Origin of the sequence: Tepidicaulis sp. (genome assembly GCF_965222285.1) — a bacterium.
GTDB lineage: Bacteria > Pseudomonadota > Alphaproteobacteria > Parvibaculales > Parvibaculaceae > Tepidicaulis.
Map to the genome: position 1 here is coordinate 633,817 of NZ_OZ244942.1, position 17,705 is coordinate 651,521.

Genomic DNA, 17,705 nt, shown 5'->3' on the forward strand with positions numbered 1-17,705 from the left:
ATAAAAGCGGGCAAGGCAGCATGAAACCGGTTGGAGAGCCGGGAGGACATCATGCAAAACGCCCCATTCGAAATCGTGCCCATGAACCCCGTCATCGGGGCGGAAATTCACGGGCTGGATCTGTCAAAGCCGCTGGGTGAGCGCACCGTCGCCGGGATCAAGCAGGCGCTGCTCGATCACCAGGTGATCTTTTTCCGCGGCCAGGAGCTCGATCCGGACAGTCATATGCGCCTTGCCGGCATTTTCGGCGAGCTGGAGCCGCCGCACCCGATCTTCCCGAAAATCGAAAGCCATCCGCAAATCGCCGTGCTGGAGAATGACGAGAACCGGCCGCCGGAAACGAATATCTGGCACACGGATGTGACCTGGCGCGACAAGCCGCCGCTTGGTTCGGTGCTCTACGGCGCTGAAATTCCCGCTTCCGGCGGCGATACGATGTGGGCGAGCATGACCGCGCTTTATGAGGCGCTGTCCCCCTCCATGCAGAAAATGCTGGAAGGCCTGCGCGCCGTGCACTCCATCGCGGTTTTCGCGAACTCGGGTAACTACGAGACCTCGCAGGATGCGGAAAAGATGATGGAGGTATTGAAGCTCTATCCCCCGCAATCCCACCCGGTGATCCGCACGCACCCGGAAACGGGAAAGAAGGCACTCTTCGTCAACGCCACTTTCACGACCCATATCGAAGGCCTGCCGCTCGATGAAAGCGCGGCGATCCTGAGATTCCTCGCCGAGAAGGTCAAAACGCCGGAGTTTCAGGTGCGCTTTAAATGGGAAAAAGGCTCGGTTGCGATCTGGGACAACCGGGCAACCCAGCATTACGCGGTCGCTGATTATTACCCGCAATACCGGCGCATGCACCGCATCACCATCAATGGCGATGTGCCTTATTAAGAGCCAGGGTTTTGGACGCCCGCACGGGTAAACCGCGCGGGCGCCCCACTCGTAGAAGCTTGCAGTGATTTCAACTGCGAGCCGACACGATGGTTAAGTCCCCCGACGCCGCTGCCCAACCTGCCTCCCCAGCCATTATGTGGTTCCGGCAGGACCTGCGCCTGAAAGACAATCCGGCGCTGCGGGCGGCGGCTCACGGCGGCACGCCGCTGCTTTGCATTTTCATTCTGGATGAAGAGGTGATGCCGCTGGGCGGCGCCTCGCGCTGGTGGCTTCATCATTCTCTTGCCGCGCTTGGAACGGCTCTTGAAAAACGCGGTATCCCGCTTCTCTTAAAACGCGGGGCCGCAGCTCCCATTCTCGAAAAGCTTGCCGCGGAAACCGGCGCCCGCGCGCTTTACTGGAACCGCTGCTATGAGCCCGCCGCCATTGCGCGGGATAAAAAAATCAAAGACGCCATGAAAGAAAAGGGCCTTGAAGTGAAAAGCTTCAATGCCGCGCTGCTTTGCGAGCCTTGGGAGATTGCGACGAAGACGGGCGAGCCTTTCAAGGTCTTCACGCCGTTCTGGAAAGCGTTGCAGCAGAAAGCCATTCCCGCGCCCCTGCCTGCGCCGGAAAAACTGGTGGCTGGCCCCGAAGTGACGGGAGAGGTGCTTGAAAGCTTTGCGCTGCTCCCGACAAAACCCGATTGGGCGGGCGGGCTCAAAGAGACCTGGCAACCGGGGGAGGAAGGCGCGCGCGCGCGGCTTGCCGCCTTTCTGGATGAGGACTTGTCCGGTTATCCCACCAAACGCGACCTGCCGGCGGAGCCTGCCACCTCCCGTCTTTCACCGCATCTGCATTGGGGCGAGATCGGCCCCCGGCAGGTCTGGGCGGCGACGGAAGCGGCCTTTGCCTCCGATGCCATGCAAACGAAATCGGGCACGGCGTTTTTGCGAGAGCTCGCCTGGCGGGATTTCTCCCACAATCTACTCTATCACTGGCCCTCGCTTGAGAGCGAGAACTGGAAAAGCGCTTTCGATGCCTTTCCCTGGGCAAAGGATGAGAAAGGCTTCAAAGCCTGGTGCGCGGGCAAGACCGGATATCCCATTGTCGATGCGGGTATGCGTGAGCTTTGGCACACGGGCTGGATGCATAACCGCGTGCGCATGATCGCTGCTTCCTTTCTCATCAAGGATTTGCTTGTGCATTGGAAAGAAGGGGCGGACTGGTTTTGGGACACGCTGGTCGATGCCGATCTTGCCAATAATTATGCAAGCTGGCAGTGGGTGGCAGGCTCGGGCGCCGATGCCTCACCCTATTTCCGTATCTTCAATCCGGTCCTTCAGAGCGAAAAGTTCGATCCCAAGGGCGCTTATATCCGCAAATGGGTGCCGGAGCTTGCCGGGCTCGATGACAAACACATTCACCGGCCCTGGGAAGCGCCGGAAGCGGCGCTTGAAAAAGCGGGCATTAAGATCGGGCGCGATTACCCTGCGCCCATCGTCGATCATTTTGAGGCGCGGGACAGGGCGCTTGAAGCCTATCAGGCGGTCAAGCGCGTTTCCTGAGCGCTTTTGTTTTTAGTGGTGGCAGCGCTTTTGCCCGCACCGGGTTTTTCTTTCGGGATGGCGCGCGCCGTCAGTTTCAGAGCAAGCGAGGCGGGCAGAAGGCGCAGCACTTTCATGATCCGTCCGAAGGTCTTCGGGAACATGATCTCGAATTTCCTGCTTTGCAGACCTTTATAAAAAGCCCGAGCCGCCTCATCCGCTTCCATCAGGAAGGGCATGGGAAAGTCGTTCTTGTCCGTCAGCGGGGTTTTGACGAAGCCGGGATTGACCACCTGCACCTTAATGCCGGAGCGCTTCAGGTCCGGCTGCAGGGCTTCGGCCATATTCACGATGCCGGCTTTCGTTGCCCCGTAGAGGGCGGCGGTGGGAAGGCCCCGGTAGCTCGACATGGAGGCGACAAAGGCAAGATGCCCGGCTTTACGTTCCAGGAAGAAGGGCAGCACGGCGGCAAGGCAATTGGCGGTGCCTTTCAGATTGACATCGATAAGCGCGCCCGCCGCTTCCGCCGTGATCTCTTCGGCCAGCATCGGGTGATGGGTGCCGGCATTGAAGACGGCAAGATCGATGGGGCCGAATTCCTTTTCGATGCGCTCCACCCCGGCTTTCACGCTTGCCGCGTCGGTCGTGTCGAGCGGCACGGGCAAGATCCGTCCAAGATAGCTACGCGCTTCGGCGGCAACGGCCGCCAGCTCTTCGGTGCGCCGCGCGCTGATCGCAACATTCCAGCCTTCCTGTGCCATAAGCAGGGCGAGCTCCCGGCCAAGACCCGAGCTTGCGCCGGTAATCCAGGCGATTTGTCTTTGCATTTCGCTATTCATAACGGGCCACCTTCTGCATTTCAGGGTAGTCGAGCGCATTGACCGCATAAGCGATGGAGCGGCCTTTCGCTTTGAAGGCAATGTTGAGCAGCGTGCCTTCCTCGCCGTACCAAAGATCGAGCGTGAGATCGCCGGTCATTCTGTAATGCTCTGTGCGCTTTGCCCCTTGCGGCAATTGCAGCATCTCTTCCCCCGCCTTCACGCTTGCCACCTCGATGAGGCGGCCGCGCTGGGTGTCGAGGAGCTGCGTCTGCTCAACCGTGTCGGGGCGCCAATAGCTGGTGGGCAAAATGCCGGCGGGCGCAACGAAAGAGCCTGAGGTGCTCGTAACGGCGAGGCCTTCTTCACCCGCCTTGGCGCTTACTTCGTAAAGTGTGCCGTCATCATCGGTTTTCGTTTCGAGTGAGATGAGCCGGCCGTCTTTCCAGATTTCGTGGTTTTCATGGGCATATCTGAAAAAAGTGATGGGCCCGAAAGACACTTCGATATCGATGTTGATATGGACGTGCAACTCGTCGCCGATCTCTTCAAAAGCAATCGTGTGACGCCCGACATCGCGCCCATCCATCTCGATGGCGAAATCATAGGCCGGGGCGAGCGTGCCGGGTTCTTTTGCCGCCTGCGCAGGAGGGACTTGCAGCAGGATAGCGGTCAGAAAAGTTAATACTAACTTCCAAACACCGGGGCTTGCGGAAAAGCGGCGCATCTGGGGGCTCCTGAACATGATGTCAGGTTTACGTGCCCATTCCCCATCCGGTTCACTCCGGACCTTTCACGAGGGGGCGGGCGTTCGTATGACAAAGATCAATCGCAAGCCCATTGATTTCGGTTAAGCTATCCTTAGCTCCTAAAGAGGGGCTCTTACCAAGGCCAGGAAGGAGATCGCCATGCAGGCAACCGTCGAAGTTGTGTTCGATCATCTGGACGCGTCCGAAGCGCTGCGTGAACGCATTCATGAAGAGGTTGAAGCGCTGGAAAAAATCTTTGGGCGTTTTACGAGTTGCCGCGTCGTGGTGGCGACCCCTCCGGGCCAGAAGCACAAGCCCGGCCCCTTTACCGCCAGGCTGCAAATCAATCTTCCCGGCGGCAAACAGGTCATTATCGACGGCGCCCATTCTCCCGAAAAAGCCCATGATGATCCGCAAGTGGCCGTGCATCATGCCTTCCTCGCCGCCAAGCGCCAGATGAAAGGCGCGGTGGATAAGATGCAAGGCAAGGTGAAAAACCACGAACCTTCGACGCCTCTGGCATAATCGTGATCCATTCTCCCTTCTTTTCACGTTAGACTTTTGCGCAAGGTCGGTCCGCCCCCCAAGGCGGCCGGCGCAAGCTGAAAAGAAACGCACAAAAGCGAAAACAGGGAGGAGCCGGTGAAGGTTCTCAGAACGCCGGATACATGTTTCGAAGGGCTCGAGGATTATTCCTTCGCGCCGCATTATCATGACTTCAAAGACGCGGACGGCACGCCGCTGCGTCTTCACTATGTCGAGGAAGGCCCGAAGGATGCCACCCCCGTGCTTCTGATGCATGGAGAGCCGTCCTGGTCGTTCCTTTACCGGCATATGGTGACGGGGCTGGCTGAAAAAGGGCACCGGGTGCTCGCGCCCGATCTCATCGGCTTCGGCAAATCGGACAAGCCCGCCGAGCAGGAAGATTATACGTTCGAGCGCCATGTCGCCTGGATGAGCGATTGGCTGACCGGGCTCGATCTGAAAAACATCACACTTTTCTGTCAGGACTGGGGCGGGCTTATCGGCCTGCGTCTCGTGGCGGCGTTCCCCGAGCGCTTTGCCCGCGTCGTCGTTGCCAATACCGGCCTTCCCATCGGCACGGGCTGGAGCGAGGCCTTCAAGCAGTGGCTCGATTTCAGCCAGAGCACGCCGGTCCTGCCCGTCGCGGATATTGTGAATGGCGGCAGCGTGCGCGACTTTTCCGAGGCCGACAAGAAGGCCTATGACGCGCCATTCCCGGATGAAAGTTTCAAGGCCGGCGCGCGGCGCTTCCCGGCGCTCGTCCCCATCACGCCCGAGCATCCTTCGGTGGAGGAGAACAAAGCCGCCTGGAAAGTGCTGGAAGCCTTCGAGAAGCCTTTCCTGACGGCCTTTTCCGACCAGGACCCGGTGACGAAGGGCGGGGAGAAGATTTTCCAGGAACGTGTTCCGGGCGCCAAAGGCCAGCCTCATGTCACGATCGAAGGCGGCGGCCACTTCCTGCAGGAGGACAAGCCCGCCGAGCTGGTGGAGCTGATCGACGGGTTCATCAAGCGCACCGCTTGATCGCGTTTTCCTCGCAGCAAAAAAGGCGCCGGACCCCGGCGCCTTTTTCATGTCTGCTGCCTTAGCGGAAAAGCAGGATCGGCACTTTGCAAGAGCGGATCATTTCCGTCGTCGTGCTGCCGATAATGAGATTGCGGATACGTGAGTGCCCGTAAGCGCCCATGACGACGAGGTCGATCTTGTCGCTTGCCACCTTATCCGCAATCACACTGTCCGCCTGGCCGGGAACGATGGCGTGGTCTGTTTCAAGACCTGCCGCGCGCAATTGATGGGCGGCATCTTCAAGCTGGCGGCGATGATCGTCCGTCTCGCTGCCCACGGTCAAAAGCGTGCAGTGCAGGCCTTTGAAGAGATCACCTTCGGCCATGTAGTTCACGGCTTTCAGCGCGCTCGGGCCGCCGTCGAAGGCGACGAGAACGCGGCCGATGGGCTGAAAGGCGCGGGCAGCGACGAGCACCGGTTTCTGGCTTGCCCGTACCACGCGCTCCAGGTTCGAGCCGAGATGCAGCGCGGCGAAATCGGCCGCCTCGCCGCGCTTGCCGATGACGATGAGGTCGGCCTGCCCCTCGAATTCCTGCACCGTCTCCACCACATCGCCGTGGCGCAGTTTGCTGGCGGCCTCGCGCACGCCGTCTTCTTCCAGGCGCTTGCGCGCATCTTCCAGGATGAGGCGGCCGCGGCGCTGGGCGAAGCGGGATTTCTGTTCATCGAGCTCGGCAAGCTCGGCAAGCAATGTGTCGCGCGCATCGGCGTCGAGATTGCCGCTGAAATCCGCCGGAGCGCCCGCGACATCGCGCCGGCCGAGCATATGAAAGAGCTCCACTTCCGCACCCGTGCGCCGGGACACCCAAGCGGCATGATCGCACACACTGCGCGAATAGACCGATCCGTCGATCAGGGCCATGAGTTTTTTCATTTTTCCCCCTAATGGCCCATCAGGCGCTCGAGCGCGCCGGGCTTGTCATGCAGGGCAAGCTTGTCGACGATGGTCTCGCTTGCCTCGTTCATGCCGATGAGATCGACTTTCGCCCCTTCGCGGCGGAACTTCAACACAGCCATATCGATGGCCGCCACGCTGGAAATATCCCAGATATGGGCGCGGCTAAGATCGATGGTGACTTTATCCAGCACTTCCTTGAAATCGAAGCTGGCCAGAAAATCATCCGCCGAAGCAAAAAACACCTGCCCTTCGACAATGTAAGTGCGGTGTGTGCCGTCGGCGGAAAGCGTGGAGGTGACGCGGAAGATCTGCGAGATTTTCCAGGCAAAGAAAATTCCCGACAAAAGCACGCCGACAAGCACGCCGATAGCAAGATTATGCGTGGCGATAACAAAGAAGACCGTGGCGAGCATCACCGCGCTTGAGGAGCGCGGATGGCTCTTCAGATTGGCAAGCGAGGCCCAGGAAAACGTCCCGATGGAAACCATGATCATGACGGCGACTAGAGCGGCCATGGGAATGATCGCCACCCAGTCGCCGAGCACGACGATGAGGAAGAGCAAAAACACCCCGGCGCAGAAACAGGAAAGCCGTCCGCGCCCGCCCGATTTTACGTTGATCACCGATTGGCCGATCATCGCGCAGCCCGCCATGCCGCCGATGAACCCGGTCGCAAGGTTGGCAACGCCCTGGCCGATGCATTCGCGGTTTTTGTCCGAGCGCGTATCGGTCAGATCATCGACGATGCTCGCCGTCATCAGCGATTCCAGAAGGCCGACCACCGCAACCCCTGCCGAATAAGGCAGAATGATCATGAAGGTTTCAAGATTGAGCGGCACATCCGGCAGCATGAAGACGGGAAGGGAGGAGGGCAGCTCGCCCATATCCCCGACGGTGCGCAGGTCGAGCCCGAAATAAAGCGAGATAGCGGTGAGCACGAGAATGCAGACAAGCGGGGAGGGCACGGCTTTCGTCAGGCGCGGCAGGAGATAGATGATCGCAAGACCCCCTGCCACCATCACATAAGTCAGCCAGGGCACGTTGGTGAGCTCGGGCAGCTGCGCCATGAAAATCAGAATGGCGAGCGCGTTTACAAAGCCCGTCATCACCGATTTCGACACGAAGCGCATGACATAGCCGAGCCGGGCAAGCCCCGCGCCGATTTGCAGCATGCCGGCCAGCACCGTGGCGGCGAGGAGATATTGCAGCCCGTGATCCTTGACGAGCGTCACCATCAAAACGGCGGTGGCCGCCGTTGCCGCCGAAATCATGCCGGGCCGCCCGCCCGTGATCGCAACGAGCACGGCAATGGAAAAGGAGGCGTAGAGCCCCACTTTAGGGTCCACCCCGGCAATGATGGAAAAGGCGATGGCCTCGGGAATGAGGGCGAGCGCCACCACGAGGCCGGCGAGCACGTCATTGCGGATATTGCCGAACCATTCGGCTTTCAGGCGGGAGGCAAAATCGTCGGTCAAGGAAGGCTCCTGGCGCGCCGTGCGCGCGGGTAGAAAGCGGGCGGTCTGCCGCCAAGCCGGATCAGGCCTGCCAGACCCGTCGGAGGCAGAAATCGCGCCGGTCTTTAGGCCGATTTGTGGGATGCTGAATGGAAAAGATGGTGCCCTCGGAGTGAATTGAACACTCGACCTCTCCCTTACCAAGGGAGTGCTCTACCCCTGAGCTACGAGGGCGCCGGGAGCCGCTGCAAAGCAGGGCGTTCAGCGGGGCGGAAACTGCCACAGGGGCGCCCTGAGCGCAAGTATGGATCGCACCTCTTGACCGAGGCTTAATCTGGCGGCAAATCAGAGGTGAAAAGTCTTGGTAAGACCCCGATTGCGGAAGCGATATGGCGAATAAAGTCCAGCAGGATGAAAAGCAGCGCCGCCTGGAAGAAGCCTTACGGGCCAATCTGCGCCGCCGCAAGGCGCAGGCGCGCGGGCGCAAGCAGGAGGCGGCGGAAGAGCCCGCATCCGGTAAGGCCGAAAAGGGTGCCCCAGACTAAGCCCTTTGAGACTAAGCCCTTCCAGACTGATCCCTTAAGACTAGGCCGCCATAGACTTGCCTGAATTTTCCGCTTCTTTGCAGCTGAAGCCCGGCCCCTTTCCGGCGGCGGGCTTTAAGCATGCCGGGAGGGCCGCCTTGCGGGGGGCTCGCGGGCTTCCTATAAGGACAGAAAGGGGCCTTCCCGCCCGATTGGGGACTAAATGGACAGAATCAGAATTCTAGGCGGCCAGCCGCTGATGGGGCGTATCGCAATTTCAGGGGCCAAGAACGCCGCCCTGCCGCTGATGACCGCGGCGCTGGCGAGCGATGAGCCTTTGGTGCTGGAAAACCTGCCGCGCTTGACGGATGTGCGCACGCTCGCCCGGCTTTTGAGCGAGCTTGGCGTGGAAACGGCGTTGGAAGAGCTGCCGCGCGCAGGTGATGGCAGCGGCGGAGACCGGCTGACACTGAATGCCGCCAATATTACTTCCACCACAGCCTCTTATGAACTTGTCTCCAAAATGCGCGCGAGCTTCTGGGTGCTTGGGCCCCTCGTTGCCCGTTTCGGGGAGGCGAAAGTCTCGCTGCCCGGCGGCTGCGCCATTGGCGCGCGCCCGGTCGATCTTTACATCAAGGGCCTTGAGAAAATGGGCTGCGAGATCGAGCTCGACGAAGGTTATGTCATTGCCCGCGCCCCCAAGGGCGGGCTGCAGGGCGCGGTGATCCGCTCGCCTCTTGTCTCGGTTGGCGCCACCCATACGCTGATGATGGCGGCGGCTCTTGCAAACGGCGTCACCACGCTTGAAAACGCCGCCCGCGAGCCCGAAGTCGCCGATCTTGCCGAATGCCTGAACGCCATGGGCGCGAAGATCGAAGGGGCGGGCACCTCGTCCATCCGGATCGAAGGGGTGAAAAAGCTGCACGGCACGACCCATAAAGTGCTGCCGGACCGGATCGAGACGGGCTCTTATGCCATGGCCGCCGCCATGACGGGCGGCGAGGTGACGCTGACGGGCACGCGGCCCGACACGATCGAGGCGGCATTGACCGTGATGCGCGCCGCCGGCGTCGAGGCGCTGGTCAAAGGCGATGAAATCACCGTTCGGCGCAATGGCTCGCGCCTTCAGGCGGTCGATGTCGTCACTCAGGTCTATCCCGGTTTCCCCACCGACCTGCAGGCCCAGTTCATGACCTTGATGACCTGTGCGGAAGGGGAGGCGGAAATCACCGAGACGATTTTCGAAAACCGCTTCATGCATGTGCAGGAACTGGCGCGTTTCGGCGCCAATATCTCGCTGCACGGGGATAAAGCCATCGTGCACGGGGTGGAAAAGCTCAAAGGCGCCCCCGTCATGGCCTCGGACCTGCGCGCCTCTGCTGCGCTTGTCATTGCGGGATTGGCGGCAGAGGGCGAAACCATTATCAACCGGGTGTATCATCTCGACCGGGGCTTCGAGCGGATCGAGGATAAACTGGGGCGCTGCGGCGCGCGGATCGAGCGGCTGAAATAAACGCCCCAAGGATCAAGCCCCGAAGGACTGAAACAAGGAAGAGCCATGCAGGCGCTCAAGCTGATAGCCGAAGACAAGGAAGATCTGGAAGTGATCGCCGCCTATCTGCAGGACGCAGTGGGGCTTGTAGGTGATCTCTCCTATCTGCCCGGCTCGCGCATTTTTGCCGCCGTTTTCAACCGCTTCCGCTGGGAAGAAGCGCAGGCGGGCAAGAAGCGCCGAAAGACCTTCGAGCGGGCGCGCACCGGCCTTCATTTTTCCAATGTGCTCTCGGTCAAATCGCGCAAAATCCGCCAGGACAATCCGGACGGTGTGCTCAATCTTCTCTCGATCTCCTTCGAGGAAGGCGAGGCGCCTTCGGGCACGGTGGTGCTCACCTTTTCCGGCGACGGTGAAATCCGCCTTGAAGTCGAGGCGCTGGAAGCCCAGCTTCGGGATATGGGCGAGGTCTGGGAAACCCCGAACTTGCCCTCCCATGAGGATGACGCGTGATCCGCGTGTCTGCCGCCCTATTTGTTCGATTGTCCCTTTATTCTCACCTGCCAGAGAAACTTGAAAGACCGCTTCCATGACTTTCCGCCTTGCAGCCAGCGCTCCGGACTTTGAAACCGCGTTTCAAACCGTGCTTCATGCCAAGCGCGAAGTCTCCGAGGACGTGAACAAGACCGTTGCCGCCATCATTGAAGATGTGCGCACGCGCGGCGATGCGGCATTGGTGGAGCTGACGGCCAAGTTCGACCGGTTGGAGCTCGATGCGGCGGGCCTGCGGATTTCCGAGGAAGATCTGGCGGCAGCCGAAGCCAAATGCGGCAGCGCCACGGTGGAGGCACTGAAGCTTGCCGCCGAGCGTATCCGCGCCTTTCACGCTCGCCAGCTTCCCGCTGCCGAAGACCGTTTTACCGATGAGGCGGGTGTCGAGCTCGGCCATCGCTGGACGGCGGTGGAAGCGGCAGGCCTTTATGTGCCGGGCGGCACAGCAGCTTACCCAAGCTCGGTGCTGATGAACGCGGTGCCGGCCAAGGTTGCCGGGGTCGAGCGCATCGTCATGGTGGTGCCGACGCCGGACGGCGTGGTCAATCCGCTGGTGCTGGCGGCCGCCCGCATTGCCGGGATCAGCGAAGTGTACCGCATCGGCGGGGCGCAGGCCGTGGCGGCGCTTGCCTATGGGACCGAGAGCATCGCGCCTGTCGATAAAATTGTCGGGCCGGGCAATGCCTTTGTTGCCGCCGCCAAGCGCCAGGTCTTCGGCCAGGTCGGCATCGACATGATTGCCGGGCCCTCGGAAATTCTCGTCGTTGCGGATGCTCAGAACGATCCGGGCTGGATTGCTGCGGATCTTCTCAGCCAGGCCGAGCACGATGCCTCCTCGCAAAGCATCCTGATCACCGATGACGCAGCTTTCGCCAAGGCAGTGGAAGAAGCAGTCGAGGGACAATTGAAGCTGCTCTCGCGTGAAAAGATCGCCCGGGCAAGCTGGGAGGAATTCGGCACCATCATCACCGTGGACAAGCTGGAAGATGCAGCGGCGCTGGTGGACCGGCTCGCCCCGGAGCACCTTGAGCTTGCCGTGGCCGATCCCGATGCGCTGGCTGCGCGCATCCGCAATGCGGGCGCCGTCTTCCTCGGGCGCTATACACCCGAAGCGGTGGGCGATTATGTCGCCGGGACGAACCACGTCCTGCCGACGGCGCGCTCGGCGCGGTTCTCTTCGGGGCTCTCGGTGCTCGATTTCATGAAGCGCACCTCTTACGTGCGCTGCGACGCGCAGTCCCTTGGGCGCATTGGTCCAGCTGCCGTGGCGCTGGCCGAGGCGGAGGGGCTGGAGGCCCATGGCCGCTCGGTTTCCATCCGGCTCAATAAATAATTTATCCACGCGCCGCGCGGGGGCGCATCAGCCCCTCGCCATCGGCGCGGATCGGCCTTAGAGTGACCGCATGACGGGAGAGTCGGCAGAGGGTGATGACCTGACGATGAGCGAGGCGGAACGCGCGCGTTACCGCATCGTCGACCTTGTGCTGGATGAGCGCACGGTGGTGCGACGCAGCCCAGATGTGGAGCATGAGCGCAAGGTCGCCATCTACGATCTTCTGGAAGAAAACATGTTCCGCCCGGAAGGCAGCGAGGGCGGGCCCTACAAGCTGCATCTGGCGATCGAGGAAAACCGCCTCGTCTTCGACATCCGTCTGGAAGATGACAGCGCGCATGGCCGCCTCATGCTCTCGCTCACGCCTTTCCGCAAAATCATCAAAGATTATTTTCTGATCTGCGAGAGCTATTACGACGCGATCAAGACGGCGGCGCCCGCACAGATCGAGGCGATCGATATGGGCCGCCGCGGCCTTCACAATGAAGGCTCGCAGCTCTTGAAGGACCGCCTTGAGGGCAAGGTCGCGGTGGATTTCGACACGGCCCGGCGTCTTTTCACGCTGATCTGCGTGCTACACATCAAAGGATAGGCCGGGATGGTGGAAACGCCTGCCAAAACCCGCCCGACCGCGGTGCTATTCGCATGCAATCTCAATGCGGTCCGCTCGCCCATGGCCGAAGCGCTCATGAAACATTATTTCGGCGACCGGATTTTCGTGGATTCGGTGGGCGTGCGCGCCGGTTATCCCGATCCCTTCGCCATGGCGGTGATGGCCGAGATCGGCCTGCCCATCGAGGATCACGAGCCCAAAAGCTTCGATGAGTTGCAGGATACCTCCTTCGACATCGTCATCTCGCTGACGCCTGAGGCCCAGCACAAGGCGGTGGAGCTGACCCGCACCGAAGCGCTGGAGGTGGAATATTGGCCGACCTATGACCCGACCGCCGTGCAAGGCGCGCGCGATCAGGTGATCGAGGCCTACCGCAAAGTGCGCGATGATCTGGCCGCGCAGATCAAGGCGCGTTTCGGCGAGGAAGAGGAATAGGGCACCGTCTTTGTCGCTGTCTTAGTCCCGCCGCATTTTCCCGGCTAAACTCTCCCAGGTTTGGGGATTTACTGGAGACGTTCATGGCTGGCTCACCGCTTTCCATCATTGCAGGCGCCCTTGTCGGGCTTGGCGTTGCCGCCGGCGGCTATTTCATCGGCACCGGCTATTACGACGCGCATATGGGCAACAGGGTTGTCTCCGTGAAAGGCCTGTCCGAGCGCAATGTGACGGCGGATCTTGCCTTCTGGCCGATCCGCTTTGTGGCGACAGGCAACGATCTGACAGAGGTGCAGGGGAAAATCCGCGCCGATGCGGAGGCGATCCGTGCGTTTCTTGGCAAATACGGCTTTGAGGATGCGGGCATCGAGCTGCAGAGCCTGCAGGTGACCGATGTCGCGGCCCAGCCTTACCGCTCCGGGCCCATCGATAACCGCTTCATCATTTCCCAGCTTTTGATGCTGCGCTCCGAGGAAGTGGAAAAAGTGGCCGAAGCCGCCCGCTCGGCTTCCGAGCTGGTGGAGGCGGGCGTCATTCTTTCTTCCGATATGGGTCCCTCGCAGCCTATCTATCTTTTCAAATCGCTGGCCGAGCTGAAGCCGGAAATGCTGGATGAGGCAACGGCGCGGGCCCGCGAGGCGGCACAGAGCTTTGCCGAGGATTCGGACAGCAAGCTCGGCGGCATCAAAAGGGCCAATCAGGGGGTCTTTCAGATCCTCGCCCGGGACCAGGCGCCGGGCATTTCTGAATCGAGTCAAATCGCCAAAAGGGTGCGCGTCGTCTCCAGTATCGACTATTTCCTGGTTGATTAAGGCCCGATTTCGCCTAAAACCCTGTTTTTGCGTCAAAAAGACCCGCCGGAACGCTTGATTTCCGGCGGCGATCTGCGCATTCTCCAGCGCAAATTACTGAAGGTTGAGAATGGCGAAGGAAGAACTGATCGAGTTTTCGGGCGTAGTTGCCGAACTGCTGCCCAATGCAACGTTCCGGGTGAAGCTCGAGAACGGGCACGAGATTATTGCCCATACGGCCGGAAAAATGCGCAAGAACCGCATTCGCGTGCTGGCGGGCGACAAGGTCCAGGTCGAAATGACCCCGTATGATCTGACCAAAGGGCGGATCACCTATCGCTTCAAATAAGCGCCGAACCGGCTGGCGCCCTGACAGGCATGCCCTTTGACAGGCGGGCGATATGATGGCCGCTTCATTTTCTAAAGAGCCCGATAGCCCGAAATCCGGAAGCAATGAGCCCGGAGAAGGCGTGCCCGCGCGGCTGATCCTTGCCAGCGCCTCGCCGCGCCGTCTGGCGCTTTTGGCGCAGGCCGGCATTGTGCCGGATGCACAAGAAGGCGCGGATATCGACGAGAGCCCGCTGAAAGGCGAGTTGCCCCGCGCCTATGCCGCGCGCATGGCGCGGGAAAAGGCAGCGGCGGCCGCCGCCCGCTTTGGCGATGAGACGGCATATCTTCTGGCCGCCGACACGGTTGTGGCGCGCGGGCGGCGCATTCTGCCCAAGGCGGAAACGGAAGCGGAAGCGCGCGCCTGCCTGGAGCTTCTCTCCGGCACGAGCCACAGGGTTTATACCGGCATTTGCGTAGTGAGAGGGGCGAGCCAAGCCGCGCGCGTGGTGATGACCCGCGTCACCTTCAAGCGCCTCTCGGACCTGGAAATGCGGGCCTATCTGAAAAGCGGCGAATGGCAGGGCAAAGCAGGCGGCTATGCCATTCAGGGCCTTGCCGGGGCCTTCATCCCCTCTATTTCCGGTTCTTATTCTTCCGTTGTCGGCCTTCCCCTTGCGGAAACAGTGAAACTTTTAAGCGGCCTTGGCTTTCCTCTTTTCACAGATTCTTTAAGCTAAAAGAAAGCCGGAGCCGGGCTCGGTTCCCAAGGGGGACCGAAAGCTCTAGGATTGTGGAAACGGAAGGGGAGCGGCAAGCGCCCATTGGGATTGCCATCGGGGATTGCCATCGGGGATTGCCATCGGGGATTGCCATCGGGGAATGTATGTCCGAGGAAGTGTTGATCAATGTAGGCCTCGGCGAAACGCGCGTCGCCGTGGTGGAAAACGGCCGTCCCGTCGATTTCGTGCTGGAGCGCACGAATGAAGAGGACGTGAAGGCCAAGACCGGCCGGGCCGGTCACTCCCTGCTCGGGAACATTTTTCTCGGGCGCGTGCAGCGCGTTTTGCCCGGCATGCAGGCGGCTTTCGTCGATATCGGCCTCGACCGGGCAGGTTTTCTGGGCGTGCGCGAGGCCCGCTGCCTTTGCTATCTGCCCTCCTATGACGCGGAAAACCTGCCGCCCATCAACACCTGCGTCCATGAAGGCCAGTCCATTCTCGTACAGGTCGTCAAAGACCCGATCGGGGAGAAAGGCGCGCGGCTTTCGGCCAATGTCACCATTCCCGGACGGCTTCTCGTGCTGGTGCCGAACCAGTCCGGCATCGCGCTTTCCCGGCGTATCGAAGATGAAGAACAACGCGCGCGCCTCACCGGCCTTGTGGAAGGCATTGCCCATAAGCTGCAGGCCTGCGGCGTGACGGGGGAGCCTGCAGGTTTCATCGTGCGCACCGCCGCGCTTGCGGCAACGGAAGCGGAAATCATCGAAGACGCCAAACGCATTGCGAAGGACTGGGCGGATGTGCGCGCGGCGGAGAAGAAATCCGCGCCGCCCGCCGTCGTCTTCCATGACCTTGACCCCGTCAGCCGGACCTTGCGTGATTATGCGAGCCTTGAGACGGGGCGCGTTCTCATCGACGATGCGGAAGCTTATGGCGAGGCGCGGCGCTACTGCGAGCGCGCCATGCCGGAAATGCTGGACCGGCTAGAGCTGTTCAACGGGCCGGGCTCGCTTTTCGAGCTTTACGGCATCGAAGAGGAAATCGAAAAGGCGCTGGAGCCTCGCGTCGAACTGCCTTCGGGCGGCTGGATCACCATCGAGACGACGGAAGCCTTGACCGCTATCGACGTCAATTCCGGCAAATACACGGCGGCGACCGGCCTTGAGGAGACGAGTGCCTGCATCAACCTTGAAGCGGTGGAGGCGATCATCCATCAGCTGCGCCTGCGCGGCACGGGCGGGCTCATCGTCATCGATTTCATTCACATGAGCCACGAGGAAAACATCGCCAAGGTGATCGACGCGCTGAATGCGGGTTTCGAGCGGGACCGCGTGCCGACGCAAATTTCCGGCATGTCCGAATTCGGCCTGGTGGAAATGACGCGCAAGCGCACCCGGGAGCCCTTGGATAAATTGCTGACCGAATCGACCTGCCGCAAGGGCCGCCCGCGCATCAAGACGGCGGCGACCATGGGCAATGAAGTGCTGCGCCGGCTGGTGCGTGAAGGGGCGGCGGCGCCCGGCCGCCCGCTGGAAGTCTATGTCGCCCCGGAAGTCGCCGACTGGCTGGAGCGTGAGGAAGGCCATCTGATGCAGCGCCTGCAGGCGAAATTCCCCGCCAAGGTCGAGCTGATCCGCGAGCCCCGCTTCGACCGCGAGCGGGTGGAGATTGGAGTGGTGACATGAGCGCGGCCAACGATAACGACAAAAAGGCCCGGCCCTGCCCGATTTGCGGCGAGCCCATGGTGATGAAGTACCGGCCCTTTTGCTCGAAACATTGCGCGGATGTGGATCTCGGCCGCTGGCTAAAAGGCACCTATGCGATCCCTGCCGTCGAGCCGCCGGACGAATTCGAGGCCGAAGCGGCTTTGCGCGAGGCGGCCCAGCGCCCCTCCGGCGGTGAGGAAGACTAGGGCCGGGAAAAGGGCAGATTCCGGGCTTTGCGCGTGAGGTTCTACTGGACAGGCCCGGCCCGATTTCCTATAAACCGCCCACTCGCGTCCGGGGCTCCCCGGACCGGCCTAAACTCAGGCCAGATGCCCAGGTAGCTCAGTTGGTAGAGCATGCGACTGAAAATCGCAGTGTCGGTGGTTCGATTCCGCCCCTGGGCACCACTTCTTTCCTAGATTTTAACGATATCAGCGAGTTAGGCGGGGGTATCGTCTGATTTTGTCTCCACCCGAAAAAATGGGACATTTTTTGTTCTGATTTGCCTGCATCACCGCCACGTCCCAGCGCTTCCCGTCAGACCCGGGAACCGTCGGAGACCAGAAGTGGTTCCATTCGAGGGGCGGTCAGTCGCTCAATGGCAATGGACGACGCCTGTGCTGTTGTCCATATGGCAGCATTGGCCAGGAGGTGAGCTTTTTCGGCAGCCACCCCCGTGCGCAAAGGCGCTGGAACTCATAACCACAATGGCAATGGACGTAACGAGTATCCGTATCATCTTTAGCTCCCCAGTCTTTACGGCAGAATGCTAGGACGGCAGCTCATTGGGTGCAATCGATATTTTCAATTAGTCTTTAAGCAGATAATCTGTATTCATACCATTTAGGCTTAAATGCCCAAATGATAATGATGTGCGTTTTTAGGGGGTGCCGGGGAGTGGGCGCGGTATTTATTCCGCACCGGCCGGGCTGGTCCGCGCGTTCATCAGGCGGAAATAATGTTCGGCGTGCTGGTAGCTGTTTTCCTGGGCGACACGGTCGTTCGAGATGCCGTGTTCTTTGGCAAGCGCGGTGTAATAGTCGAAGCGCTTTTTCCAGCTGGCCATCGTGCCTTGCGGCGCGGCGTTGGAGGTGAGAGCGCGAGGGCGGCGGCTATTGCCGTTTCTGGTTGTTTCTATGGTCATTGTTGAGGCCTTGCATGAAGGCTCTATCCGTTTCTGGAATGAATGAGGCGGACCGGTTCCGCAAGGAACGAAGAGGCCGCAAGAGGAAGAGGGGGGAAACGCGAAGGGGCGCTGCGGCGTACATCCGGCCGCGA

20 protein-coding genes and 2 tRNA genes are annotated in these 17,705 nt (G+C 60.8%); 16 read left to right on the top strand and 6 right to left on the bottom strand.

Annotated elements, in window-relative coordinates:
* The first annotated feature begins 51 nt into the window (after window positions 1–51).
* Entirely contained in the window at window positions 52–894 is an 843-nt protein-coding gene (gene tauD, locus ACOQOT_RS02980) for a taurine dioxygenase (RefSeq protein WP_420560896.1), read from the top strand.
* 89 nt (window positions 895–983) lie between these two features.
* Window positions 984–2,444 carry a cryptochrome/photolyase family protein gene (locus ACOQOT_RS02985; RefSeq protein ID WP_420560897.1) on the top strand — a complete coding sequence of 487 codons (1,461 nt, stop codon included), beginning with the start codon at window positions 984–986 and terminating at the stop codon, window positions 2,442–2,444.
* Here ACOQOT_RS02985 and ACOQOT_RS02990 read toward each other — a convergent pair.
* Both ACOQOT_RS02990 and ACOQOT_RS02995 read right to left on the bottom strand, forming a co-directional pair.
* On the bottom strand, window positions 2,420–3,262 hold the full coding sequence (locus tag ACOQOT_RS02990; RefSeq protein WP_420560898.1) for an SDR family NAD(P)-dependent oxidoreductase: 843 nt from the start codon (window positions 3,260–3,262) through the stop codon (window positions 2,420–2,422). The two genes, ACOQOT_RS02985 and ACOQOT_RS02990, sit on opposite strands and share 25 nt — an antisense overlap.
* Window positions 3,255–3,968, bottom strand: coding sequence for a DUF6134 family protein (locus tag ACOQOT_RS02995; RefSeq protein ID WP_420560899.1), 714 nt, complete (start codon window positions 3,966–3,968; stop codon window positions 3,255–3,257). The genes ACOQOT_RS02990 and ACOQOT_RS02995 overlap by 8 nt, the downstream gene beginning before the upstream one ends.
* A 181-nt stretch (window positions 3,969–4,149) precedes the next feature.
* Between ACOQOT_RS02995 and ACOQOT_RS03000 the strand changes: the two genes are divergently transcribed.
* Both ACOQOT_RS03000 and ACOQOT_RS03005 read left to right on the top strand, forming a co-directional pair.
* Window positions 4,150–4,515 carry an HPF/RaiA family ribosome-associated protein gene (locus ACOQOT_RS03000; RefSeq protein ID WP_420560900.1) on the top strand — a complete coding sequence of 122 codons (366 nt, stop codon included), beginning with the start codon at window positions 4,150–4,152 and terminating at the stop codon, window positions 4,513–4,515.
* A 117-nt stretch (window positions 4,516–4,632) separates the two neighbouring features.
* Window positions 4,633–5,538, top strand: a complete 906-nt coding sequence (locus tag ACOQOT_RS03005; RefSeq protein WP_420560901.1) for a haloalkane dehalogenase — start codon at window positions 4,633–4,635, stop codon at window positions 5,536–5,538.
* A 61-nt stretch (window positions 5,539–5,599) separates the two neighbouring features.
* Here the strand turns inward: ACOQOT_RS03005 and ACOQOT_RS03010 are convergent, their stop codons facing one another.
* The 3 genes from ACOQOT_RS03010 to ACOQOT_RS03020 form a co-directional block, all read right to left on the bottom strand.
* Window positions 5,600–6,454: a universal stress protein gene (locus tag ACOQOT_RS03010; protein ID WP_420560902.1), complete on the bottom strand. Its 855-nt coding sequence runs from the start codon at window positions 6,452–6,454 to the stop codon at window positions 5,600–5,602.
* Window positions 6,455–6,462: 8 nt separating this feature from the next.
* Window positions 6,463–7,953 carry a SulP family inorganic anion transporter gene (locus ACOQOT_RS03015; protein ID WP_420560903.1) on the bottom strand — a complete coding sequence of 497 codons (1,491 nt, stop codon included), beginning with the start codon at window positions 7,951–7,953 and terminating at the stop codon, window positions 6,463–6,465.
* Between the two features lie 138 nt (window positions 7,954–8,091).
* Window positions 8,092–8,166 (bottom strand) — tRNA-Thr (locus ACOQOT_RS03020).
* A gap of 155 nt (window positions 8,167–8,321) precedes the next feature.
* On the opposite strand from ACOQOT_RS03020, the gene ACOQOT_RS03025 reads away from it, so the two are divergent.
* The 12 genes from ACOQOT_RS03025 to ACOQOT_RS03080 all read left to right on the top strand — a co-directional run bounded on the left by ACOQOT_RS03025 (window position 8,322) and on the right by ACOQOT_RS03080 (window position 16,834).
* Window positions 8,322–8,477: a hypothetical protein gene (locus ACOQOT_RS03025; protein WP_420560904.1), complete on the top strand. Its 156-nt coding sequence runs from the start codon at window positions 8,322–8,324 to the stop codon at window positions 8,475–8,477.
* Between the two features lie 202 nt (window positions 8,478–8,679).
* On the top strand, window positions 8,680–9,969 hold the full coding sequence (gene murA / locus ACOQOT_RS03030) for a UDP-N-acetylglucosamine 1-carboxyvinyltransferase (RefSeq protein ID WP_420560905.1): 1,290 nt from the start codon (window positions 8,680–8,682) through the stop codon (window positions 9,967–9,969).
* 45 nt (window positions 9,970–10,014) lie between these two features.
* Window positions 10,015–10,461 carry a DUF2948 family protein gene (locus ACOQOT_RS03035; RefSeq protein WP_420560906.1) on the top strand — a complete coding sequence of 149 codons (447 nt, stop codon included), beginning with the start codon at window positions 10,015–10,017 and terminating at the stop codon, window positions 10,459–10,461.
* Between the two features lie 76 nt (window positions 10,462–10,537).
* Window positions 10,538–11,833, top strand: coding sequence for a histidinol dehydrogenase (hisD, locus tag ACOQOT_RS03040; RefSeq protein ID WP_420560907.1), 1,296 nt, complete (start codon window positions 10,538–10,540; stop codon window positions 11,831–11,833).
* A gap of 70 nt (window positions 11,834–11,903) precedes the next feature.
* Window positions 11,904–12,425, top strand: coding sequence for a UPF0262 family protein (locus tag ACOQOT_RS03045; protein WP_420560908.1), 522 nt, complete (start codon window positions 11,904–11,906; stop codon window positions 12,423–12,425).
* Between the two features lie 6 nt (window positions 12,426–12,431).
* The gene (locus ACOQOT_RS03050; protein ID WP_420560909.1) at window positions 12,432–12,881 is read left to right on the top strand and encodes a low molecular weight phosphatase family protein; all 450 of its coding nucleotides are present in this window, start codon (window positions 12,432–12,434) and stop codon (window positions 12,879–12,881) included.
* Window positions 12,882–12,964: 83 nt separating this feature from the next.
* The gene (locus ACOQOT_RS03055; RefSeq protein ID WP_420560910.1) at window positions 12,965–13,693 is read left to right on the top strand and encodes an SIMPL domain-containing protein; all 729 of its coding nucleotides are present in this window, start codon (window positions 12,965–12,967) and stop codon (window positions 13,691–13,693) included.
* A 109-nt stretch (window positions 13,694–13,802) separates the two neighbouring features.
* Window positions 13,803–14,021 carry a translation initiation factor IF-1 gene (gene infA, locus ACOQOT_RS03060; RefSeq protein WP_045449210.1) on the top strand — a complete coding sequence of 73 codons (219 nt, stop codon included), beginning with the start codon at window positions 13,803–13,805 and terminating at the stop codon, window positions 14,019–14,021.
* A gap of 52 nt (window positions 14,022–14,073) precedes the next feature.
* Window positions 14,074–14,739, top strand: a complete 666-nt coding sequence (locus ACOQOT_RS03065; RefSeq protein ID WP_420560911.1) for a Maf family protein — start codon at window positions 14,074–14,076, stop codon at window positions 14,737–14,739.
* Window positions 14,740–14,885: 146 nt separating this feature from the next.
* Window positions 14,886–16,406, top strand: coding sequence for an Rne/Rng family ribonuclease (locus ACOQOT_RS03070; RefSeq protein WP_420560912.1), 1,521 nt, complete (start codon window positions 14,886–14,888; stop codon window positions 16,404–16,406).
* The gene (locus ACOQOT_RS03075) at window positions 16,403–16,633 is read left to right on the top strand and encodes a DNA gyrase inhibitor YacG (RefSeq protein ID WP_045449216.1); all 231 of its coding nucleotides are present in this window, start codon (window positions 16,403–16,405) and stop codon (window positions 16,631–16,633) included. Before ACOQOT_RS03070 ends, ACOQOT_RS03075 begins: the two co-directional genes overlap by 4 nt.
* Before the next feature lie 125 nt (window positions 16,634–16,758).
* Window positions 16,759–16,834: transfer RNA gene (locus tag ACOQOT_RS03080), tRNA-Phe, on the top strand.
* Window positions 16,835–17,337: 503 nt separating this feature from the next.
* On the opposite strand, the gene ACOQOT_RS03085 is transcribed toward ACOQOT_RS03080, so the two are convergent.
* Window positions 17,338–17,571 carry a DUF4167 domain-containing protein gene (locus tag ACOQOT_RS03085; RefSeq protein ID WP_420560913.1) on the bottom strand — a complete coding sequence of 78 codons (234 nt, stop codon included), beginning with the start codon at window positions 17,569–17,571 and terminating at the stop codon, window positions 17,338–17,340.
* Window positions 17,572–17,705 lie beyond the last annotated feature (134 nt).